The organism is Streptomyces antioxidans, assembly GCF_000968685.2.
Lineage (GTDB): Bacteria > Actinomycetota > Actinomycetes > Streptomycetales > Streptomycetaceae > Streptomyces > Streptomyces antioxidans.
In genome coordinates this window covers 1-23,149 of record NZ_LAKD02000131.1, presented here as the reverse complement: position 1 = coordinate 23,149, position 23,149 = coordinate 1, and the positions used below count along the sequence as shown (strand labels likewise).

The 23,149-nt window shown below is 71.7% G+C and carries 17 protein-coding genes; 14 read left to right on the top strand and 3 right to left on the bottom strand.

What is annotated here, in order from left to right:
- Positions 1–738 (top strand): DUF4190 domain-containing protein (locus tag VT50_RS35595; protein ID WP_206269540.1); only part of this gene is annotated, 738 nt, incomplete at its 5' end.
- On the opposite strand, the gene VT50_RS35590 is transcribed toward VT50_RS35595, so the two are convergent.
- Positions 678–1,334, bottom strand: coding sequence for an NADAR family protein (locus VT50_RS35590; protein WP_078840941.1), 657 nt, complete (start codon positions 1,332–1,334; stop codon positions 678–680). The genes VT50_RS35595 and VT50_RS35590 overlap by 61 nt on opposite strands.
- 654 nt (positions 1,335–1,988) lie before the next feature.
- Between VT50_RS35590 and VT50_RS35580 the strand changes: the two genes are divergently transcribed.
- The 6 genes from VT50_RS35580 to VT50_RS35555 all read left to right on the top strand — a co-directional run bounded on the left by VT50_RS35580 (position 1,989) and on the right by VT50_RS35555 (position 9,183).
- Positions 1,989–3,509 carry a gamma-aminobutyraldehyde dehydrogenase gene (locus tag VT50_RS35580; RefSeq protein WP_107424957.1) on the top strand — a complete coding sequence of 507 codons (1,521 nt, stop codon included), beginning with the start codon at positions 1,989–1,991 and terminating at the stop codon, positions 3,507–3,509.
- A gap of 67 nt (positions 3,510–3,576) precedes the next feature.
- On the top strand, positions 3,577–4,824 hold the full coding sequence (locus tag VT50_RS35575) for a polyamine ABC transporter substrate-binding protein (protein WP_046089612.1): 1,248 nt from the start codon (positions 3,577–3,579) through the stop codon (positions 4,822–4,824).
- A 21-nt stretch (positions 4,825–4,845) separates the two neighbouring features.
- A complete protein-coding gene (locus VT50_RS35570) occupies positions 4,846–5,997 on the top strand; it encodes an ABC transporter ATP-binding protein (RefSeq protein WP_046089613.1) in 1,152 nt (383 codons plus the stop codon).
- Positions 5,994–6,935, top strand: a complete 942-nt coding sequence (locus VT50_RS35565; RefSeq protein WP_046089614.1) for an ABC transporter permease — start codon at positions 5,994–5,996, stop codon at positions 6,933–6,935. Before VT50_RS35570 ends, VT50_RS35565 begins: the two co-directional genes overlap by 4 nt.
- A complete protein-coding gene (locus VT50_RS35560; protein WP_046089615.1) occupies positions 6,932–7,729 on the top strand; it encodes an ABC transporter permease in 798 nt (265 codons plus the stop codon). Before VT50_RS35565 ends, VT50_RS35560 begins: the two co-directional genes overlap by 4 nt.
- A 5-nt stretch (positions 7,730–7,734) precedes the next feature.
- The gene (locus VT50_RS35555) at positions 7,735–9,183 is read left to right on the top strand and encodes an NAD(P)/FAD-dependent oxidoreductase (RefSeq protein ID WP_078840942.1); all 1,449 of its coding nucleotides are present in this window, start codon (positions 7,735–7,737) and stop codon (positions 9,181–9,183) included.
- A gap of 24 nt (positions 9,184–9,207) precedes the next feature.
- Here VT50_RS35555 and VT50_RS35550 read toward each other — a convergent pair whose 3' ends face one another.
- The gene (locus tag VT50_RS35550) at positions 9,208–9,855 is read right to left on the bottom strand and encodes a phosphatase PAP2 family protein (RefSeq protein WP_046089616.1); all 648 of its coding nucleotides are present in this window, start codon (positions 9,853–9,855) and stop codon (positions 9,208–9,210) included.
- Between the two features lie 366 nt (positions 9,856–10,221).
- The gene (gene gabT, locus VT50_RS35545; protein WP_079343959.1) at positions 10,222–11,571 is read right to left on the bottom strand and encodes a 4-aminobutyrate--2-oxoglutarate transaminase; all 1,350 of its coding nucleotides are present in this window, start codon (positions 11,569–11,571) and stop codon (positions 10,222–10,224) included.
- Between the two features lie 561 nt (positions 11,572–12,132).
- Between gabT and VT50_RS35540 the strand changes: the two genes are divergently transcribed.
- The 7 genes from VT50_RS35540 to VT50_RS38845 form a co-directional block, all read left to right on the top strand.
- Positions 12,133–14,202, top strand: coding sequence for a type IV secretory system conjugative DNA transfer family protein (locus tag VT50_RS35540; RefSeq protein ID WP_079343958.1), 2,070 nt, complete (start codon positions 12,133–12,135; stop codon positions 14,200–14,202).
- A 189-nt stretch (positions 14,203–14,391) separates the two neighbouring features.
- The gene (locus tag VT50_RS35535) at positions 14,392–16,161 is read left to right on the top strand and encodes a PucR family transcriptional regulator (RefSeq protein ID WP_079343957.1); all 1,770 of its coding nucleotides are present in this window, start codon (positions 14,392–14,394) and stop codon (positions 16,159–16,161) included.
- A gap of 297 nt (positions 16,162–16,458) precedes the next feature.
- The gene (locus tag VT50_RS35530) at positions 16,459–17,919 is read left to right on the top strand and encodes an aldehyde dehydrogenase family protein (protein ID WP_079343956.1); all 1,461 of its coding nucleotides are present in this window, start codon (positions 16,459–16,461) and stop codon (positions 17,917–17,919) included.
- A 301-nt stretch (positions 17,920–18,220) separates the two neighbouring features.
- Positions 18,221–20,155 (top strand): acyl-CoA dehydrogenase family protein, encoded by a 1,935-nt coding sequence (locus VT50_RS35525; protein ID WP_079343955.1) that lies wholly within the window; start codon positions 18,221–18,223, stop codon positions 20,153–20,155.
- Between the two features lie 129 nt (positions 20,156–20,284).
- Positions 20,285–21,547 (top strand): 1-deoxy-D-xylulose-5-phosphate reductoisomerase, encoded by a 1,263-nt coding sequence (gene dxr / locus VT50_RS35520; protein ID WP_079343954.1) that lies wholly within the window; start codon positions 20,285–20,287, stop codon positions 21,545–21,547.
- Positions 21,544–22,845, top strand: a complete 1,302-nt coding sequence (locus VT50_RS35515) for a M50 family metallopeptidase (protein ID WP_079343953.1) — start codon at positions 21,544–21,546, stop codon at positions 22,843–22,845. The genes dxr and VT50_RS35515 overlap by 4 nt, the downstream gene beginning before the upstream one ends.
- Before the next feature lie 137 nt (positions 22,846–22,982).
- On the top strand, positions 22,983–23,149 hold a 167-nt coding region (locus VT50_RS38845; protein WP_338058381.1), incomplete at its 3' end, for a flavodoxin-dependent (E)-4-hydroxy-3-methylbut-2-enyl-diphosphate synthase.

Sequence of the window (23,149 nt, the reverse complement as noted above, 5' to 3'; positions counted from 1 at the left end):
GCCATGCCGGGCCCGACGCCCCCGCCCCCTCCACCGCCCCCGCCGGGCGCGCGGCCGCAGGGCCCGGGGACCCCGCCGGGCGCGGTGCCCCCGCCGCCGCCCGCGCCGACCGGCCCGGGCACGCCCAGCGCCTACCCGGCAGGGCCGTACGGCCCCGCGGGCTACGCGCCGGGCGGATACGGCCAGCCGAACGGATATGGCCAGGGCGGATATGGCCAGGGCGGATATGGCCAGGGCGAATACGGCCAGAGTGGGTACGCCCAGCCCGGGTACGGGCAGCAGGTGCCGTACGAGCAGTTCCCGTACGGCGGGACGCAGGGCCAGGGCTATCCCGGCCAGGGCTATCCCGGTGCCGCCTACCCCGGAGGGGCGTACGGCCAGGGCTGGCCGGGCGGGGCGTATGTGCCGAACAACGGCCATGGCACGGCCGCCCTGGTGCTCGGCATCATCGGCCTGGTGCTCTTCGCGAGCATCGTGCTCGGCATCGTCCTCGGTGTGCTCGCGATCGTCTTCGGGGCGCTCGGCCGCTCCAGGGCGGCCAGCGGCGAGGCGACCAACGGTGGCTCCGCGCTGGCCGGGGTGATCCTCGGGGTGGTCGCCGTGGTGGCGAGCGTCGTCATGATCTTCGTCTATATAGCCACCGAGGACGACGACTCGGGCAGCGATGACGACCCGGGTTACGCCACGGTCTCGGCCCCGGCGGTGTCCCCGCCCGCGCTCGCCGATATCAGCCGCTGACGCGCCTCCATCAGCGCGAACCCCAGCAGATTGAGCCCGCGCCAGCGGGCCGGGTCCGCCGCCCGCTCGTCGTCCGCCGCCAGCCCGATGCCCCACACCCGGTCCACCGGGCTGGCCTCCACCAGCACCCGCGACCCGGTGCCCAGCAGATAGTCGCGCAGCTCGGGGTGGCCGCGGAACTTGTGCACACTGCCCTCGATCACGAGCCCGAAGCGATGGCGCCGCCAGGTCTCCTCGTCGAAGCCGCGCACCGCACGGCCCGCGTCCTTGGCCTGCTTGGGGTGGGAGGCGTCGAGCGCCCGGCGCTCCGCCTCCCCATCGCCGAACAGCCGCGCCTTGCCCGCCATCATCCAGTGCTCGGCCGTCGCGTAGGTGACCCCGTCCACGGTGAACGGCGACGGCCACCACTGGCTGAAGCACCCGTGCCCCGCGCTTCCGTCCGGCCTGGGCCGATGCCCCCAGAACCACACGTATTTCAGGCGCTCACCGCGCGCCACCCGCTCGACCAGCTCCTCGACCGACCGAGGGCCCCCGTCCACCGAAACCGGGGGACTCCCTTCCGCCGAAACCGAATCTCCCGCCCCGTTCGTCTTCATGCCCAGGATTCTCGCACCCGCCACTGACAACCCCGCCGACCTGGGCAATCGAGCTGTCCAGGGATGAGTCCTGCCCATAACATTGCCGGACGTTAACCAGGAGGGTTAGCCAGGAGGGGAGACCGACGATGTCCGGCAACACACCCGGTCCAGAGCAGGGGCCGTACGACCCACAGGCCGATCCCTGCGCCGCGCCCCCGCCGCCGGCTCAGCCCCCGGCCCAGTAGCCGCAGGACCCCGGGGCCGGACACCCCGCCGCGCCGCCCCTCTACCCGGGGGCGGCCGGGATGCCGATGCAGCAGAGCAATGGCATGGGCACGGCCGGTCTGGTCTGCGGCATCGTCGGCATGGTGCTCACGGCGATCTACCTCGCGGCGCTGGACGCCGCGATCGACTCCGTCTTCTAGCGTCCGGACGTGGCTTCTGGCGTTCGGACGCGGTGTCTGGACGGCGGCTGCTCAATTCGTCGAGCCGGACCCGGGTCCGGCTCGGAAACGGTGACGCGGGACCCACTCTGATCACTGAATCCGTCGCGAAACCAAAAAGCAACAACGGAATCCCTTGTTGAAGCGCTGCCGCTCTGTCAGGATCGGCCATCAATTCCGGTTGTAGCTACGCCGTGCCCCTATGGGCGGACCGGCGGAGGAGAGCGCGATGGATCAGCGGTTCGACGTGACGGAGCGATTCGCCGACGGTGCCCAGTACATCGCGGGCCGTCTGGGCGAGGGCGGCTCCGAGGGCACCCACGCGGTCGTCGACCCGGCCACCGGCGAGCAGGTGTTCAGCTACCGGCTCGCCGGTGCGGCCGATGTCGACGCCGCCGTGGCCGCCGCCGAGGCCGCCTTCCCCGAGTGGGCGGGCGCCACCCCCGGCGAGCGGTCCGACGCGATGCACCGCTTCGCCGCGGCGCTCACCGAGCGGGCGGACGACCTCGCCCGCGCCGAGTCGCTGCAGTGCGGCAAGCCCATCAAACTCAGCACCGAGTTCGATGTGCCCGGCTCCATCGACAACACCGCCTTCTTCGCGGGCGCCGCCCGCCAGCTGGAGGGCAAGGCCGCCGCTGAGTACAGCGGCGACCACACCTCGTACATCCGCCGCGAGCCCATGGGCGTCGTCGGCTCCATCGCTCCCTGGAACTACCCCCTCCAGATGGCGGCGTGGAAGGTGCTCCCGGCCATCGCGGCGGGCAACACCATCGTGCTGAAGCCCGCCGAGCTGACGCCCCTGACCTCGCTGATGTTCGCCCAGGCGGCCACCGATGCGGGCCTCCCGGACGGCGTCGTCAACGTGGTGAGCGGCACCGGCCCCGAGGCGGGCGAGCGCCTGGTCTCCCACCCCGGCGTGGCGATGACCTCCTTCACCGGCTCCACGGCGGTCGGCAGGCGGGTCGCGGAACTCGCCACCGCCACCGTCAAGCGGATCCACCTCGAACTCGGCGGCAAGGCGCCCTTCGTCGTCTTCGACGACGCGGACCTGGAGGCCGCCGCGCACGGCGCCGTCGCCGGTGCGCTGATCAACACCGGGCAGGACTGCACCGCGGCCACCCGGGCGTACGTACAGCGCCCGCTGTACGACGCGTTCGTCTCCGCGGTCGCCGATCTCATGGCGACCGTGAGGCTCGGCGATCCCTTCGACCCCCACACCGACCTCGGCCCGCTGATCTCCCACGCCCAGCGCGACCGCGTGGCGGGCTTCGTGGAGCGGGCCCGCGGCTACGCCACCGTCGTCACCGGCGGCGAGGCCCCGGGCGGCGACCTCGCCAAGGGCGCCTACTACCGGCCCACCCTCATCACCGGCGCCCCCCAGGACAGCGAGGTCGTCCAGTCCGAGATCTTCGGCCCGGTCCTGGTCGTCCTCCCCTTCGACGGCGACGACGAGGGCATCGCGCTCGCCAACGACACCCCTTACGGTCTCGCCGCCTCCGCCTGGAGCCGCGATGTGTACCGTACGGGCCGCGCCTCCCGCGAGATCCGGGCCGGCTGCGTCTGGATCAACGACCACATCCCGATCATCAGCGAGATGCCGCACGGCGGTGTGCGCGCATCCGGCTTCGGCAAGGACATGTCGGCGTACTCCTTCGAGGAGTACACGCAGGTCAAACATGTGATGTCCGATAACACCGCGGTGGTCCGCAAGGACTGGCACCGCACGGTCTTCGGGGACCGACAGACCTGAATGTGCGGCCACCTCCGCGTGGCCTCGGCCGGCCGCTACCGGCCGACACCCTCGAAAGGCACAGCTTATGGAAGCACGGCACCAGCCCGAGAGCCTGTCCCCACCGCAGATCGCCGCGGCGCGGCGCTCCATGACCAGCGGCCGCATGGCGCTCACCCGCCGTTCCCTGCTGCGTGCGGGAGGCGCCGGGGCGGTCGCCGTCGGCGGGCTCGGGGCGCTCGGCGGCTGCGGTATCCCGCCCGCGGGGCGCACCGAGGCGGACAACGCCTCCGACGACCACTCGGCCGAGGAGAAGCGGGTCGCCTTCTCCAACTGGACCGAGTACATGGACGTCGGCAAGGGCGGCCGCCATCCGACCCTGGACGCGTTCCAGCGCCGTACCGGCATCAAGGTCAAGTACACCGAGGACATCAACGACAACGTCGAGTTCTTCGGCAAGATCAAGCCGCAGCTCGCGGCGGGCCAGGACACCGGCCGCGACCTCATCTGCGTCACCGACTGGCTGGCCGCCCGGATGATCCGGCTCGGCTGGATCCAGCCGCTGGACCCCGCCCAGCTGCCCCACGCCTTCACCAACCTGGCGAAGCCCTTCCGCACTCCGGACTGGGACCCCGGCCGCGCCCACTCCTACCCGTGGACCGGCATCCCCGCCGTCATCGCGTACAACAAGAAGGCCACCGGCGGCCGTAAGGTCACCTCGGTCACCCAGCTGCTGGAGGACCCCAAGCTCAAGGGCCGGGTCGGGCTGCTGACCGAGATGCGCGACACCGTCGGGCTGACCCTCCTGGACATGGGCAAGAAGCCAGAGACGGTCACCGCCGACGACTACGACGCCGCGATCGCCCGCCTCCAGAAGGCGTCCGACCGGGGCCAGGTCCGCCGCTTCACCGGCAATGACTACACCGGCGACCTCACCAAGGGCGACATCGCCGCCTGCATGGCCTGGGCCGGGGACCTGATCCAGCTCCAGTCGGACAACCCGGAGATCGAGTTCGCCATCCCCGACGCCGGCTACATGACGGCCACGGACAACCTCCTGGTCCCCAACAAGGCGCGCCACAAGAAGAACGCCGAACGGCTCATCGACTACTTCTACGAGCCCAAGGTCGCCGCGAAGATCGCCGCCTACATCAACTACGTCTGCCCGGTCGACGGGGTGCGCGAGGAACTCGCGAAGCTCGACAAGGCGCTGGCGGACAATCCGCTGATCCTCCCGGACGAGGAGATGGCCGCCAAGTCCCACTCGTTCCGCTCGCTCTCCAGCAAGGAAGAGACGGCGTTCGAGGACAAGTTCGCCAAGCTCACCGGCGCCTGACAAGCGAGGAAGCGCACCGCCATGACCCAGCCCACCTCCGGCGGCGACGTCCGGCTCGACCGGATCAGCAAGACCTACGGGTCCTTCACCGCCGTCCACCCGCTCGATCTGCAGATACCCGCCGGCTCCTTCTTCGCCCTGCTCGGCCCCTCCGGCTGCGGCAAGACCACCACCCTGCGCATGATCGCGGGCCTGGAGGACCCCACCACCGGGACCGTCGAGCTGGCCGGTGAGGACATCACCGTCCTGCCGCCCCACAAACGGCCCGTCAACACCGTCTTCCAGAGCTACGCCCTCTTCCCGCACCTCGACATCTTCGAGAACGTCGCCTTCGGGCTGCGCCGGCGCGGCGTCAAATCGGTGAAGAAGCAGGTCGAGGAGATGCTGGAACTGGTCCAGCTCGGCGACTTCGCCCGCCGCAAACCGCAGCAGCTCTCCGGCGGCCAGCAGCAGCGCGTCGCCGTGGCCCGCGCACTGATCAACCACCCCAGGGTGCTGCTGCTCGACGAGCCGCTGGGCGCGCTGGACCTCAAGCTGCGCCGCCAGATGCAGCTGGAGCTCAAGCGCATCCAGACCGAGGTCGGCATCACCTTCATCCATGTCACCCACGACCAGGAGGAGGCCATGACCATGGCCGACACGGTCGCGGTGATGAACGGCGGCCGGGTCGAGCAGCGCGGCGCCCCCGCCGAGCTCTACGAGAACCCCGGCACCACCTTCGTCGCCAACTTCCTCGGCACCTCCAACCTCATCGAGGCCGAGATCACCGACAAGAACGGCGGCGACCTCGTCCTCACCGCCGCCGGGGGCAAGCTCGCCCTGCCCGCCGAACGATGTAGCGCCCCCGTTCGCACGGGTGGGAAGCTGCTGGTGGGGGTGCGTCCCGAGAAGATCACCCTGGCCTATGCCGAGGACGCGGGGACCGTCCCCGAGGGGCGCAACCGGATCAGCGGGCGGATCGTCGACTCCAGCTTCATCGGCGTCTCCACCCAATACCTCATCACCACCCCGGACTGCCCCGAGATCACCGTCTACGAGCAGAACATCGAGCGCGACGCGCGGCTCGTCCCCGGCGCCGAGGTGGTACTTCACTGGAACCCCGCCCACACCTTCGGCCTCGACGCGACCCAGGACATCGACGCCGGTACGGAGCTGGACGAGGAGGCCCCATGACGGCCACCGCGACTCCTGAGGCGGCCCCGCCCGCGCCCGAGGGCGAAAAGAAGGCGCCCCTGATCAAGCCCGCCGTCCGCAAGCGGTTGGTGCCCTACTGGCTGCTGCTCCCCGGCATCCTCTGGCTGCTGATCTTCTTCGCCGCGCCGCTGATCTACCAGGCGTCGACCTCCGTCCAGACCGGCTCCCTCGAAGAGGGCTTCAAGGTCACCTGGCACGTCCAGACCTACTGGGACGCCCTCACCGAGTACTACCCGCACTTCCTGCGCTCGGTGCTCTACGCCGCGACCGCCACCGTGCTGTGTCTGCTGCTCGGCTATCCGCTCGCGTACCTCATCGCCTTCCGGGCGGGCCGCTGGCGCAATCTGGTGATGATCCTGGTCATCGCGCCGTTCTTCACCAGCTTCCTGATCCGCACCCTCGCCTGGAAGACCATCCTGGCCGACAGCGGACCGGTGGTGGGCGCGCTCAACTCGCTGCACCTCCTGGACGTCACCAGCTATCTGGGGATCACCGAGGGGCAGCGGGTGCTGGCCACGCCGCTCGCGGTGGTCTGCGGACTGACCTACAACTTCCTGCCCTTCATGGTCCTTCCGCTCTACACCTCCCTGGAGCGCATCGATCCGCGGTTGCACGAGGCCGCCGGGGACCTCTACGCCCGCCCCCTCACCATCTTCCGCAGGGTGACCTTCCCGCTGTCCATGCCGGGCGTCGTCGCGGGCACGCTGCTCACCTTCATCCCCGCCGCGGGCGACTACATCAACGCCGAACTGCTGGGCTCCACCGACCAGAAGATGATCGGCAATGTCATCCAGTCCCAGTTCCTGCGGGTGCTGGACTATCCGACGGCGGCGGCGCTGTCCTTCATCCTCATGGCGGCCATCCTCACGATGGTCACCGTCTACATCCGCAAGTCCGGGACGGAGGACCTGGTGTGACGGCCCTGACGCGCTGGATACGGCGGAACCTGGTGGTCATCGCGGGGCTCGGCACCCTCGCGTATCTGATCCTGCCCAACGTCGTCGTCCTGGTCTTCTCCTTCAACAAGCCCAACGGCCGGTTCAACTACGAATGGCAGCGGTTCTCCACCGACGCCTGGACCGATCCGTGCGGCGTCGCCGACCTGTGCGGCTCGCTCTCGCTCAGTCTGGAGATCGCGATATGGGCGACGATCGGCGCGACCGTCCTCGGCACGATGATCTCCTTCGCGCTGGCCCGCTACCGCTTCCGGGCCCGTCCCGCGGTGAACAGCCTGATCTTCCTGCCGATGGCGATGCCCGAGGTCGTGATGGCCGCCTCGCTGGCCACCCTCTTCCTCAACATGGGCGTGGACTTCGGCTTCTGGACGATCCTCATCGCCCACATCATGTTCTGCCTGAGCTTCGTGGTGACGGCCGTCAAGGCGCGGGTGATGTCCATGGACCCCCGGCTTGAGCAGGCCGCCCAGGACCTCTACGCCTCCCCGGCGCAGACGTTCCTGCGCGTCACGCTGCCGATCGCGGCGCCGGGGATCGCCGCGGGCGCGCTGCTGTCCTTCGCGCTCTCCTTCGACGACTTCATCATCACCAACTTCAACGCCGGTTCGACCGTGACCTTCCCCATGTTCGTCTGGGGATCCGCACAGCGTGGCACACCCGTACAGATCAATGTGATCGGAACGGCCATGTTCGCCGTCGCGGTCCTGTGCGTCCTCGTCGGCCAACTGGCCGGCGCCCGCCGCAAGAGGAGCTGAGAACCATGGCCACGGACGCCATGACCCGCTCGTCCGGGGGCGACGACGCCCCCACCCAGTCCGCTTGGAAGGCCCTGGCCGGGGCCGCGTACCGGCCGTACTGGCTGGACGACCCCGGCAGGCCCGGCCCCCGCCCCGCGCTCGTCGGGGAGGAGCGGTGCGATCTGCTCGTCGTCGGCGGCGGCTACAGCGGACTGTGGACCGCCCTGATCGCCAAGGAGCGCGACCCCGACCGCGAGGTGGTCCTGGTCGAGGGCCAGGAGATCGGCTGGGCCGCCTCCGGGCGCAACGGCGGCTTCTGCGCCGCCTCCCTCACCCACGGCCTCGGCAACGGCGCCGCCCGCTGGCCCGACGAACTGGCCGAACTCGAACGGCTCGGCCACCGCAACCTCGACGCCATCGAGTCCGCCGTCGAGCGCTACGGCATCGACTGCGACTTCGAGCGCACCGGCGAGATCGATGTGGCCACCGAGCCGTACCAGGTCGCGGAGTTGCGCGAGGTCGCCCGGCTGGCGGTCGAACTCGGCGTCGGCGAGCAGGAGTTCCTCGACCGCGACGCGGTGCGCGCCGAGGTCGACTCGCCCACCTTCCTCGCCGGGCTGTGGGACCGCCGCGGCGTGGCCATGCTGCACCCCGCCAAGCTCGCCTGGGGCCTGGCGCGGGCCTGCGCCCAACTGGGCGTACGGATCTACGAACACACCCCGGCCGAACGGCTGGTGAGCACCGGGGCGGGGATGGCCGTCCGCACCCCCTACGGCCGGGTGCGCGCCCGTCAGGTGGCGCTCGCCACCAACGCCTTCCCCTCGCTGGTGCGCCGCGTCCGCCCGTACATCGCCCCGGTCTACGACCACGCGCTGATGACCGAGCCGCTTGACCAGGAGCGGCTGGACGCGATCGGCTGGCGGGGCAGGCAGGGACTCAGCGACACCGCCAACCACTTCCACTACTTCCGGCTCACCGCCGACCGGCGCATCCTGTGGGGCGGCTACGACATCATCTACCGCTACGGCGGGCGGGTGCGGGCCGAATACGATCACCACCCCGCCACCTACCGCACCCTCGCCCAGCACTTCTTCCGCTGCTTCCCGCAGCTGGAGGGGGTGGGTTTCAGCCACGCCTGGGGCGGCGCCATCGACACCTGCTCGCGCTTCTCCGCGTTCTTCGGCAGCGCGCACGGGGGGAGGGTGGTGTACGCGCTCGGCTATACGGGCCTGGGCGTCGGGGCGACCCGGTTCGGCGCCGAGGTGATGCTCGACCTGCTCGCCGGTGAGCGCACCGAGCGCACCCGCCTGGAGATGGTCCGCAGCAAGCCCCTGCCCTTCCCGCCGGAGCCGGTGCGCTGGGCGGGGATCGGCATCACCCAGTGGTCCATGACCCGGGCTGACGAGAACGGCGGGCGCCGCAATCTGTGGCTGAAGGCCATGGACAAGGTGGGGCTGGGGTTCGACAGCTGAGGGCGGAGGAGGCCCGCGCCGTGGTCACCCGTCACCCGGGGCGCTCGGTCGGCGCTCCTGGCCGTCATCGCTCGATCGGCCGACCCTGAGCACCGTCCACAGCAGGAGACCGGACAGACACCAGCTCGCGACGGTGTCCAGCGGCCAGTGGTAGCCGCGTCGTACCAGCCCGGCGGCCACGGCGAGGTTCAGCACGGCGACGCCCATCAGGAGGGGCCGCCGAAGTTCCGGGCGCAGAAGGGGACGGAGGAGCAGCGCCGTCGCGCCGTAGGCGACGGCGGCCGTGGCGGCGTGGCCGGAGGGGAAGAATCCGCTCTCGCCCGCCAGCGGTCCTGGCGGGCCGGGGCGGTCGACCAGCGCCTTGAACGGAACCACCAGCGCCGGAACCGCCGCCATCGCTGCCGCGGCGGTCAGCGGCGGCAGCCACCAGCGCGGCTCGCCCGCGCGCCGGGCGCACCACGCCGTCCAGCCGAGGGCGACGGCGAGTACGGGGACCGCGACCGCCGTATCGCCGAGATCGGCGAGGAACCCGGCGACCGGGGAGGGGAGCGCAGAACCGGCGATCGCGCGGCCGAGCCGTTCGTCGTAGCCGCGCAGGGGGCCGTGGGCGGCGATCTGCCAGGTGCACAGCGCGAGCAGTGCGAGCAGCGCGATCAGTGCGACGGGGGGCATGAGGACCGCGGGCAGTGGCGCCCGGGGCGCGGAAGGGGAGCGAACAGTCGGCGGCCCCGGAACAGGGGGGGTGGTTCCGGGGCCGCCGTGGCGATCGGTGTGCCGCGCGCCCCGGGGGGTTTGGGGCGGGCGGCCGTCCGATCGGTGAGGAGATCCGGAGCCGAAGGCTCCAGTGGTGTGCGCGAGGGCACAGCCGGGTCGGGGCTGGGGAAGCACCGGCTCGGCATCGCCCGCAGTCCCCTGCGAGCGGGGTGTTTCTCTCATCTGCAATGACCGTACGGCAGCGAAGCCCCGCCCGACAGGCCGATCACCCACCTGTCATCGGCCCCGCACATCTTCTTCACGCCACCCATCGATCACTCACAGTCACAGCTCGGCGAAGGAGCTCTCGAGGACGTCCAGACCCTCGTTCAGAAGGTCCTCGCCGATCACCAGCGGCGGCAGGAAACGCAGCACATTGCCGTAGGTTCCGCAGGTCAGCACGAGCAGCCCGGCCGAGTGGCACGCCTTGGCGACGGCGGCCGTGGCCTCGGGGTCGGGGTCCTTGGTGCCGGACCTCACGAGTTCGATGGCGATCATGGCGCCGCGGCCGCGGAGGTCGCCGATGATGTCGTACTTCTCCCGCAGCGCGGCGAGGCGGCCCTTCATGACCTCCTCGATGCGCTTGGCCTTGGCGTTGAGGTCCAGCTCGCGCATCGTCTCGATCGCGCCGAGCGCCGCGGCGCACGCCACCGGGTTTCCGCCGTAGGTGCCGCCGAGCCCGCCGGAGTGCGCCGCGTCCATGATCTCCGCGCGGCCGGTGACGGCGGCCAGCGGCAGACCGCCCGCGATGCCCTTGGCGGTGGTGATCAGGTCGGGGACGATGCCCTCGTCCTCACAGGCGAACCACTGGCCGGTACGGCAGAAGCCGGACTGGATCTCGTCCGCGACGAAGACGATGCCGTGGGACGCGGCGAACTCCGCGATCCTGGGCAGGAAGCCCTTGGCGGGCTCGATGAAGCCGCCCTCGCCGAGGACCGGCTCGATGATGATCGCGGCCACGTTCTCCGCCCCGATCTGCTTGCTGATCATGTCGATGGCCTGGGCCGCGGCCTCCTCGGCGCAGTTCTCCCGGCCGGTCGGCCAGCGGTAGGGGTAGGCGAGCGGAACGCGGTAGACCTCGGGCGCGAACGGGCCGAAGCCCTGCTTGTACGGCATGTTCTTGGCGGTGAGCGCCATGGTGAGGTTGGTCCGGCCGTGGTAGCCGTGGTCGAAGACGACGACCGCCTGGCGCTTGGTGTACGAACGGGCGATCTTCACCGCGTTCTCCACCGCCTCGGCGCCCGAGTTGAACAGCGCCGACTTCTTCGCGTGGTCGCCGGGCGTGAGCCGCGCCAGCTCCTCGCAGACCTCCACATAGCCCTCGTACGGCGTGACCATGAAACAGGTGTGGGTGAAGTCCGCCAGCTGCGCGGACGCCCGGCGCACGACGGCTTCCGCGGAGGAGCCGACGGAGGTCACGGCGATACCGGAACCGAAGTCGATCAGCGAGTTGCCGTCCACGTCCTCGATCACACCGCCGCCCGCGCGCACGGTGAAGACCGGCAGCACACTCCCCACCCCACCGGCGACCGCCGCGTTCTTACGGGCGAGCAGCTCCTGCGACTTCGGGCCGGGAATGGCGGTGACGACGCGACGCTCCTGGGGGAGGGCGGGGCCTCCGGACAGTTCGGTCATGACGGGCTCCAGGGGAAAGAACAGGGGTTTTAGTCGCAGGCTATGGGCGTGGTGGGGGATGAGGCACGTTCCGTTGGGGAGCACTGCGCGTGTGTCCTTGTCCGCGACGGCCATAGCCCGACGGTGTCCTTACGGATCCCGTGAGTGAGACGGGCCCGCCCGGGTCGCTGAACTCCCCGTGCGGGAACACTAGATTGAGCGTTGGCGCGAAAGCCGAGGAACAGCCGGTCAGGGGGCAAGGGGCAGCACATGGACACCGAGGGCACGTTCGACCCACGCAGCACACGCCACAACCCGCCCCCACCCCCACAATCCCCGCCCTCGGCCGCCTCAGGGGGCCAGCCGCGGCCGGACCGCGTGCCCGAGTACCCGCGTGCGTCAGCGGAGCAGCCCTCCACACCCCCCCGGCCTGCGGCGGACGCGTCCTCACAGTGGACAGGCGGACCATGGCGTCCGAACGGCACGGACGCCCCTCCTCCGGAGACCGCCCCGTCCCAAGCCGCCTGGCCGCCCGTCGACGCTCCCGGGACAGCCGCGAGGCATCCGGTCGTCCCACCGCCGATGCCGCCGACCGCGGCCCCGGCAGCCCCTGGCGTCCCCCCGGCTCCCGGGGCCGCCGCCCCCCCGTCCTTCGTCGCCTGGCTGCGCGCTCCGCGGGCCGAGGCGGCGCCGGGGGTGTGGACGTACGAGCACAAGCCGAAGGCGCCGGAGGAGCCGGATCGGATTCCGGGGCGGCGGCTGCTCAGCGGGGCCCTGATCTCGGCCTTGTGCGGGTGGCTGGTCTGGTCGCTGCTTTGGAGCGGGTATCTGGGCGGCTATTGGCTCTGGCCGATGTATTTGCTGACCCCGGACTCGTGGTACGAGCGCGGAGGCAACACACAGGCGGGCTGGTGGTCCCAGCGCATCTACATCGGCATCGTTCTCGCCGCCCTCGCTGCGATCTTCAGTCGTGTCGGCCACTGGCCCGAAGTCTGGCGGCGTTACGTCGCGCCGCTCTTCCGGCGGGCCTGGGATGAGCCCTCTCCCGAGGCGGCCGCAGCGGGGCGGCCGGAGGGGGATCCGGTGGAGTGGCCGCATCTGCGGGCCGCGGGGGGGCACAGTGCGGCCGACCGGTTGGCGGGGGACGCGCGGGCGGGGGCGATGAGTGACGTCGACCACGCCCGGATCGAGCGCGCCTGGCAGTCCGTGCGGGCGGGGAGGAATTCGCTCGCCTCGTTCACCGACACCGTGCTGCGCCACGGCGCCGCCTCCTACGCCCACCCGTCCGGGGCGCGGGATCTGCCCGTCCGGACGGCGCGGCATGATCTCCTCGCCCATCAGGTCCGCCTCGGCACCGCGGCCGAGGACCCCCGCAATCCTTACCAGCACCGCGGCGCCGGGCTCGCCCTCGATCCCGGGGTGCTCGGCACCTCGCTGCTGGCGGTCGGGCCGCCCGGTTCGGGGAAGACGGGGCGGGTGGTGCGGCCCGTCGTGGAGTCGCTGTGTCTGCAGGCGCTCGCCGGGGAGGTCGCCGTCGTGGCGGTCGGGGCGGCGGGGGCCGGGCTCGGGGCGGACGAGGCGTTCGACGTCGTCGTGAAGATCGGCAGGCCGGACTCCGGGTACGACCTCGACCTCTACGGCGGCACCACCGACCCCGACGAGGCCGCGGGCATCCTCGCCGAGGCCCTGATCGGCGACATGGCGGCCTCACTGCCCGGCGGGGACAGCAGGCGCGCCGCCACCGCGCTGGCCCAGCTGCTCGGCCCCTACCGTGCCGCCCACGGCCGTTTCCCGTCCGTTCCGGACCTGCGGGAGCTGCTGGACGGCTCCAAGACGGCCGTCAACGCGCTGCGCGAGGCGCTGGACGAGGCCGGGGAGCGGGCGCAGGCCCGTGAACTGGAGGCCCGGGTCCGGCAGTCGGGCGCGCCCGGCGACGTGGGCGCGCTGCTCGCGGACCGGATCGCGCTGCTGGACCGGCCCGCGTTCGCCGATTTCTTCGACACCACGGGCGACCGCCGCCCGTTCTCCCTCCGCGCCCTGGAACACCCCCTCCGGGTCCGTATCGACCTGCCCGAGCGCGGCCACGCGGAGGCGTCGCGGATGCTCGCGCGGCTGGTCCTGGCGCAGTTCACCGAGTGCGCCGTGGGCCGCGCCGACCGTTCGCTGTTCGCCTGCCTGGTCCTGGACGACGCCTCGCACACCATCACCCCCGAGGCGCTGCGCGGCATCCAGCGGCTGCGCTCCGCCCACGCGGGCGCCGTGCTCACCCTCCGCACCCTCGACGACGTGCCCGAGTCGCTGCGCAGCGCGCTGCTCGGTGCGGTCGGCTGCCGGATGGCCTGTGCCGGGGTGACGACCTGGGACGGGGCGCGGTTCGCCGAGGTGTGGGGAACGGAGTGGGTCGAGACCCGGGACGTCACCGACCGGCAGATCGTCGCCGAGGAACCGCTCACCAAGGTGCTGCACTTCATCCGTAAGGTCGCCACCGGCAAGGCGGTGACCACCCAGTCGGTGACCGTACGGACGGTGGAGCGCGAGCGCTGGTCCGCCTCGGAGCTGGCCCACGCGGTGCCCCCGGGGCATGCGGTGCTCTCGGTGACCTCGGTAAGGGGCGAGGGCGGGCCGCCGGTGCTGGTGGATCTGCGCGGGTGACCGGCCGCCGGACCGGGACAACCGGAACCGCGGCGTCATGGCCGGACCCATGGCTAGACCCATGGGTCCAGCCATGGCCAATTCAGACCGTCAATTCCGCGTTTTCCTCCATTGAGGCAGAATCGGCAGTAGCCGTTCATACGGGGCGGTGAAGTCGTCGCAAGTCGCCGCATTCGCTTCGAAGGTGCCATGCCTCCCACGCTCGCCTCACTCGTCCGCCACCCCGGCCTCAAGCTGTCCGTCCTCGCGGGCGAGGACCGGCTGGAGACGCCCGTGCGCTGGGCGCACGTCAGCGAGCTGGCCGACCCCGTGCCCTATATGGAGGGCGGCGAGCTGCTCCTGATCACCGCGATGCAGATCGACACCGACGATCCGGAGGAGATGAGCCGCTATGTGCGGCGGCTGGTGGGCGCGGGCGTGGTCGGGCTCGGCTTCGCGCTCGGCGTCCACTACACCGAGGTGCCGCCCGCACTCGCCACGGCGGCCAAGGAAGAGGGGCTGCCGCTGCTCGGCGTGCCCCGCCGCACCCCGTTCATCGCGATCAGCAAGGCCGTCTCGGCGGCGATAGCCGCCGACCAGTACCGGGCCGTGACGGCCGGGTTCGAGGCACAGCGCGAGCTGACCCGCGCCGCCATCGGCGCCGAGGGCCCCGCCGCGCTGCTCGCCCGGCTCGCCGCCCACGTCGACGGCTGGGCCGCGCTCTACGACGCCTCCGGCGCCGTGGTCGCCGCCGCCCCGGACTGGGCCGCCCGCCGCGCCGCCCGGCTCACCGCCGACGTCGAGCGGCTGCGCTCCCGACCCGGCCCCGCGAGCGTCGTGGTCGGCGGGGGCCGCGGGACGGCCGGGGCCACGGGCGCGGAACCGGCCGGGGACACGGCCGTCGCCGACCGGGTGGAGCTCCAGTCGCTGGGCACCGGGCGCCGTACGCGCGGTGTGCTCGCGGTCGGCACTGCCGCGCCGCTGGGCACCGCCGAGCGCTACGCCGTGCACTCCGCGGTCGCGCTGCTGACCCTGACCACCGAGCGTTCCCGCGCCCTCCAGGAGGCCGAGCAGCGGCTCGGCGCCGCCGTGCTGCGGATGCTCCTCGCGGGCGAGCCCGACCATGCGCGGGCGGTCGCCGGGCGGCTGTACGGCGGGCTGCTCGACGCGCCGTTCCGGATGCTGCTCGCCGAGGCGCCGTCCGGCGGTGCGGCGCAGCAGGCCCACGCGGCGCCCGCCGCCGCGAACGAGGCCCCCGCGGAGCCCTCCGCGGAAACCGCCACCACGACCACAAGCACGGGCTCGTGCACGGATGAAGCCGAGGCGGCCGACCCCCTCGGTACGCTCATCGACACCATGGAGGAGGCCGCGGCCCGCTCCGGCGAATCGGTGCTGGTCGTGCCCGACGGCGAACGGCTCATCGTGCTGGCCCCGGACGGCGGGGCGGCGGTCGCGGCCTGCGCCGAGCACGCCCAGGCCGTCGAGGCCCGCCGGGGTACGAAGGCCCGCCCCCGCGCCCGCGCGGTCGTCGCTGCGCGCCGTGGCGACGAGCTCGTCATCGGGCTGTCCGCCCCCACGGGCCCCATCGCCGCCGCGGCCGCGTACCGCCAGGCGGAGCAGGCGTTGTCCGTGGCGCGCCGCCGCGGCCGGACGCTGGTCGAGCATGAGCAGGTCGCGGCGGGTTCCGTACTGCCCCTGCTCGCCGATGACGCCGTCAGGGCGTTCGCCGACGGCATGCTGCGCGCCCTGCACGAGCACGACGCCACCGGCCGGGGCGACCTGGTCGCCTCGCTGCGCGCCTGGCTCTCCCGGCACGGCCAGTGGGACGCGGCCGCCGCCGACCTCGGCGTCCACCGGCACACCCTGCGCTACCGGATGCGCCGCGTCGAGGAGATCCTGGGCCGCTCCCTGGACGACCCGGACGTCCGCATGGAGCTCTGGCTGGCCCTCAAGGCCACGGCCCCCGGCACCTCGGTCTGAACGGTCTGAACGGTCCGACCGACCTGGAGCCCCCGCCGCGCGACCTTGAGCCGTCTGAGCGCCCCCGCCCCGTGCTCTAGGCCGCCTGAGCCGTCCCGAGCCACCGACTCCTCGCCGCCCCGGCCGCCGTACGGACCCGAGTCAGCACCCGCCCCCTCCTCTCGGTACTCGCCCCATCCGGCACGCCATTGCGTAGCGCCCGCGCGCCCGACTGCTACGCCCCGGACAAACGCCGAGCGGCCGGGGCGCGCCTACGGTGGAAGGAGAGACACCACTTCAGAAGGGTCGGGATCCGCTGTGCCGGACACACACGAAGCCGTCAGCCACGCGTTCTGGCTCGCCGGCCGCAAGGCGACGGGCGAGAGCACGCTCGAAGTCACCTCGCCCTGGGACGGCCGCCGCGTCGGCGTGGTGAGCGTTCCCACCGATGCGCAGATCGAGGAGGCCGTCGCCGCGGCCGACGCGGTGCGCGAGGAGTTCGCCGCGACCCCCGCGCACGTCCGGGCCGCCGCGCTGGACCAGGTGTCGCGCCGTCTCGCCGAGCGCGGCGAGGAGATCGCCCGGCTGATCTCGGACGAGAACGGCAAGCCGGTCAAGTGGGCGCGCGGCGAGGTGGGCCGCGCCGTGTCCGTCTTCCGGTTCGCGGCCGAGGAGGCGCGCCGCTTCAACAGCGGGGACGCCCAGCGGCTGGACACCGACGCCGGTGGCACCGGGCGTCTCGCGCTGACCCGCCGCTTCCCGCGCGGCACCGTCCTCGGCATCGCGCCGTTCAACTTCCCGCTGAACCTCAGCGCCCATAAGGTCGCCCCGGCGATCGCCGTCGGCACGCCGATCATCCTCAAGCCGGCGCCCGCGACCCCGCTGTCCGCGCTGGTCCTCGGCGAGCTGCTGGCCGAGACCGAGCTCCCGGCGGGCTCCTGGAGCGTCCTTACGGTGCCCAACGACCGGATGCCCACGCTGGTCCAGGACGAGCGGCTGCCGGTCATCTCCTTCACCGGTTCGGAGAAGGTCGGCTACGCGATCAAGGAGTCGGTGCCGCTCAAGCACTGCACCCTGGAGCTCGGCGGCAACGGGGCCGCAGTCGTCCTGGCGGACTACGCCGCCGACGCCGACCTCGACTGGGCGGCCACCCGCATCGGCACCTTCTCCAACTACCAGGGCGGACAGTCCTGCATCTCCGTGCAGCGGGTGATCGCGGACGCGTCCGTCTACGAGGAGCTGGTGCCGAAGATCGTCGCGGCCGTCGAGGCGCAGGCCACCGGCGACCCCACCGAGGACGCCACCGATGTCGGCCCGCTGATCAGCGAGGACGCCGCCAAGCGCGTCGAGTCCTGGGTGGAGGAGGCGGTCCGGGCCGGTGCGAAGCTGCTCACCGGCGGCAAGCGCGAGGGCTCGAGCTACGCCCCGACCGTGCTCGCCGACGTCCCCGCCGATGTCACCCTCTCCTGCGAGGAGGTCTTCGGACCGGTGCTCACCCTGCACAGGGTGGCGGACGAGAACGAGGCGTTCGCGGCCGTCAACGACTCCAAGTACGGCCTGCAGGCGGGCGTCTTCACCCGTGAGGTGCAGACCGCCTTCCGCGCCCACCGCGCACTGGAGGTCGGCGGCGTGATCGTCGGCGATGTGCCCTCCTACCGTGCCGACCAGATGCCGTACGGCGGCGCCAAGAGGTCCGGTGTCGGCCGCGAGGGCGTGCGGTACGCGATGGAGGACTACACCTACGAGCGGGTCATGGTCCTCACCGGCCTCGACCTCTGACCCACCCGAACGAGACGCCATGGGGCGTGGCCCGCCCCGGCCGCTCCGGACCCTCAACCGGAGAAGCCGGGACGGGCCAGCCGCAAGCGGCCGCCGCCCCCCCCGTCACCCGTAACGCCCTACGGCACCGGGACCGGCACCGGGACCGGTATCGGTACGGCCCGCCGCCCCGGCGATCCTTCCCGACCCCCAGATCCCCGCTCCCTCCCACTTTCCGCTTTGCCGTCCCGTCGGACCGGATGCACACTGGCAGCGGTACGTGCCGGTAATGTCACGAGATCGTCGCGGCAAGGGAGCACCGATGACCGCATCCTCCGTCAGGCCGGTGTCCGAGCGTGAAGCGCGCCAGGTCGCCGAGGCCGCACGCGAACAGGTATGGCACAAGCCCAGCTTCGCCAAGGAGCTCTTCCTCGGCCGCTTCCGACTCGATCTGATCCATCCCCACCCCGCCCCCGCCCCGGACGACGTCCGCCGCGGCGAGGCCTTCCTCGCCAAGCTCCGGGAGTTCTGCGAGACGCGGGTCGACCCCGCCCGCATCGAGCGCGAGGCGCAGATCCCCGACGAGACCGTCAGGGGGCTCAAGGAGCTCGGCGCGCTCGGCATGAAGATCGACACCAAGTACGGGGGCCTCGGCCTCACCCAGGTCTACTACAACAAGGCCCTCGCCCTGGCCGGTTCCATCAGCCCGGCGATCGGCGCCCTGCTCTCCGCCCACCAGTCCATCGGCGTACCGCAGCCGCTGAAGCTCTTCGGCACCCAGGAGCAGAAGGACATCTTCCTGCCGCGCTGCGCCCGCACCGACATCTCGGCCTTCCTGCTCACCGAGCCGGACGTGGGCTCCGACCCGGCCCGCCTCGCGACCACCGCCGTGCCCGACGGCGACGACTACCTGCTGGACGGCGTCAAGCTGTGGACCACCAACGGGGTGGTCGCCGACCTGCTGGTGGTGATGGCCCGGGTGCCGCGCTCCGAGGGCCGTAAGGGCGGCATCACCGCCTTCGTCGTCGAGACCGCCGCCGAGGGCGTCACCGTCGAGAAGCGCAACGCCTTCATGGGGCTGCGCGGCCTGGAGAACGGCGTCACCCGCTTCCACCGGGTCCGCGTTCCGGCCGCCAACCGGATCGGTCCCGAGGGCGGCGGTCTCAAGATCGCGCTGACCACGCTCAACACCGGACGGCTGTCGCTGCCCGCGATGTGCGCGGGCGCGGGGAAGTGGTGTCTGAAGATCGCCCGCGAATGGTCCGCCGCCCGTGAGCAGTGGGGCAAGCCCATCGCCAAGCACGAGGCCGTCGGCGCCAAGATCTCCTTCATCGCGGCGACCACCTTCGCCCTGGAGGCCGTCATCGACCTCGCCTCCCAGATGGCCGACGAGGACCGCAACGACATCCGCATCGAGGCGGCGCTGGCCAAGCTCTACGGTAGCGAGATGGCCTGGCTGATGGCAGACGAACTGGTCCAGATCCGCGGCGGCCGGGGCTATGAGACCGCGGCCTCGCTGGCCGCCCGCGGGGAGCGGGCCGTCCCCGCCGAGCAGATGCTGCGCGATCTGCGCATCAACCGGATCTTCGAGGGCTCGACCGAGATCATGCATCTGCTCATCGCCCGCGAGGCCGTGGACGCCCATCTTTCGGTGGCGGGCGATCTCATCGACCCCGAGAAGTCCCTCCAGGACAAGGGCAAGGCAGCCGCCAGGGCCGGTGGCTTCTACGCCCGCTGGCTGCCAGGACTGGTCACCGGCCCCGGCCAACTGCCCCGCGCCTACTCCGAGTTCCACCCGGCCGGACACCCGGACCTCTCACCGCATCTGCGCTACGTGGAGCGCTCGGCGCGCAAGCTGGCCCGCTCCACGTTCTACGCCATGTCGCGCTGGCAGGGCCGGATGGAGACCAAACAGGGCTTCCTCGGCCGGATCGTCGACATCGGCGCGGAGCTGTTCGCGATGAGCGCGGCGTGCGTACGGGCCGAGATGCTGCGCTCCCGCGGTGACCACGGCGTCGCGGCCTACCAGTTGGCCGACGCGTTCTGCCGCCAGGCCAGGATCCGCGCCGACGAGCTCTTCGAGCGGCTGTGGACCAACACCGACGAGATCGACCGCAAGGTGGTCTCCGGGGTGCTCTCCGGGACGTACGAATGGCTCGAACACGGCGTGATCGACCCCAGCGGCGACGGCCCCTGGATCGCCGACGCCGCCCCCGGCCCGACCACCGAGCAGAACGTTCACCGCCCCATCCACTGAGCGGCCGCCGGTGGCCGGAGCCGTCGAGCGGCCGCCGGAGCACGCGCTGACCAGCCCCCGGGATCCACCACCACCCAAGATCCCGGGGCTTGTCACCGAGCCGTCACCCCTTGCCCCCACAATGGGGGGATGACGGATTCCCTGGCTGACCCGCATCTGCGCCTTCCAGCGGCCACCGCCGCGGCGAGCGCGCGCGACATCGTGATCCTGGGCTCCACCGGCTCGATCGGCACCCAGGCCATCGACGTGGTGCTGCGCAACCCCGACCGCTTCCGCGTGACCGGCCTCTCCGCCGCCGGGGGGCGGGCCGGGCTCCTCGCCGAGCAGGCCCAGCGGCTGCGGGTGGACAGGGTCGCGGTCGCCCGGCCCGAGGCGGTGGCCGAGGTGCGCCAGGCGCTGAGCGCGCGCTACGGCGCCGGTGAGCGGCTTCCCGAGATCCTGGCGGGGCCCGACGCGGCCACCGAGCTCGCCCGCTCCCCCTGCCACACCGTGCTCAACGGCATCACCGGCTCCATCGGCCTGGCGCCCACCCTGGCCGCCCTGGAGGCGGGCCGGGTGCTGGCGCTGGCCAACAAGGAATCGCTCATCGTCGGCGGCCCCCTGGTCAAGGCCGTGGCCAAGCCCGGGCAGATCGTCCCCGTCGACTCCGAGCACTCCGCGCTCTTCCAGGCGCTGCTCGGCGGCGCCCGCGAGGAGGTCCGCAAGCTGGTCGTCACCGCCTCCGGCGGCCCGTTCCGCGGCCGGACCAAGCGGGAGCTGGCCTCGGTCACCCCGGAGCAGGCGCTGGCCCATCCCACCTGGGACATGGGCCCCGTGGTCACGATCAACTCCGCGACCCTCGTCAACAAGGGCCTGGAGGTCATCGAGGCTCAGCTGCTCTACGACATTCCCTTCGAACGGATTGAGGTGGTGGTCCACCCTCAGTCGTATATCCACTCGATGGTTGAATTCACCGATGGCTCGACGCTCGCCCAGGCGAGCCCGCCCGATATGCGGATGCCGATCGCGCTCGGCCTCGGCTGGCCCGAGCGGGTGCCGGACGCCGCGCCGGGCTGCGACTGGACCAGGGCCCACACCTGGGAGTTCTTCCCGCTGGACACCGAGGCGTTTCCCTCGGTCGGGCTGGCCCGCCACGTCGGCGACCTCGGCGGCACCGCCCCGGCCGTCTTCAACGCGGCGAACGAGGAGTGCGTGGACGCCTTCCTCGGCGGAAAGCTGCCGTTCAACGGAATCGTCGATACGGTCGCCGAGGTGGTGGCCGAGCACGGCACCCCCGCCGCGGGAACCCAGCTCACCGTCGCGGACGTCCTCGAGGCCGAGACATGGGCCCGCGCCCGCGCAACGGAACTGGCCGCCAGAGCGGCGAAGGCGACCCCGGAGGCTCGCGCATGACGACACTGATGACGGTCCTCGGCATAGTGGTGTTCGCCGTCGGCCTGCTGATCTCCATCGCCTGGCATGAGCTCGGCCACCTCTCCACGGCCAAGCTCTTCGGCATCCGGGTGCCGCAGTACATGGTCGGCTTCGGGCCGACGATCTTCTCCCGGAAGAAGGGCGAGACCGAGTACGGCATCAAGGCGGTCCCGCTGGGCGGCTACATCCGCATGATCGGGATGTTCCCGCCGGGCGACGACGGAAAGATCACCGCGCGCTCCACCTCACCGTGGCGCGGCATGATCGAGGACGCCCGGTCGGCCGCCTTCGAGGAGCTCCAGCCCGGCGACGACAAGCGGCTGTTCTATACGCGCAAGCCGTGGAAGCGCGTGATCGTCATGTTCGCCGGGCCCTTTATGAACCTGATCCTCGCGGTGGTGATCTTCCTCGGGGTGATGATGAGCTTCGGCCTCAACACCCAGACCACCAGTGTGGGCACGGTCTCCCAGTGCGTGGTCGCGGCCTCGGCCTCCACCGACAAGTGCCCCAAGGGCGCCAAGGACTCCCCGGCCAAGGCCGCCGGTCTGCAGCCCCGGGACAAGATCGTGGCCTTCAACGGCCGCCCCACCCCGGACTGGGGCACCCTCCAGCAGGACATCCGCGAGACCACCGGCCCCGCCACGATCACCGTCGAGCGGGACGGCGTCCGCAAGACCCTGCACGCCAACCTCATAGAGAATCAGGTCGCCAAGTCCGACGGGGACGGCGGCTATGTCGAGGGCGAGTTCGTCACCGCCGGTTTCCTGGGCTTCACCCCGGCCAACGGAGTGGTCCGGCAGTCCTTCGGGCAGTCCGTGGACCGTATGGGCAACATGGTCGAGGACGGCGTCGACTCCATGCTCGCCCTGCCCTCCAAGATCCCGGACCTGTGGAACGCGGCCTTCGGGGACGCCGAGCGCAAGGCGGACTCCCCGATGGGCGTCGTGGGCGCGGCCCGGGTCGGCGGCGAGGTCGCCAGCCTCGACATCCCGCCCTCCCAGCGGATCGCGACCATGCTCTTCCTGGTCGCCGGGTTCAACCTCTCGCTGTTCCTGTTCAACATGCTGCCGCTGCTGCCGCTCGACGGCGGCCACATCGCGGGTGCGGTGTGGGAGGCCATCCGGCGGCACACCGCCCGGCTGGTCCGGCGGCCCGACCCCGGACCGTTCGATGTGGCGAAGATGATGCCTGCCGCCTATGTGATCGCCGGAGTCTTCATCTGCTTCACGCTGCTCGTCCTGGTGGCGGACGTCGTGAACCCCGTGAAAATCTCCTGATGCCGCGAGATGTCCTGAAGTTCACCTTTGGGTGGACTTCAGGAGCGCGGTGTGCTGAGTACATGACCGGTGCCGTAATCTCGGACATCGGAGTCCGCTGATCTCCAGCCACGACACACCTTGGGGTTACGAACCAGATGACTGCGATTTCGCTAGGAATGCCGTCCGTGCCGGCCAAGCTCGCCGAGCGCCGGGTCAGCCGGAAGATCCAGGTCGGGTCGGTGGCCGTGGGTGGTGATGCGCCGATCTCGGTGCAGTCGATGACGACGACGGTGACGGCGGACATCGGTGCGACGTTGCAGCA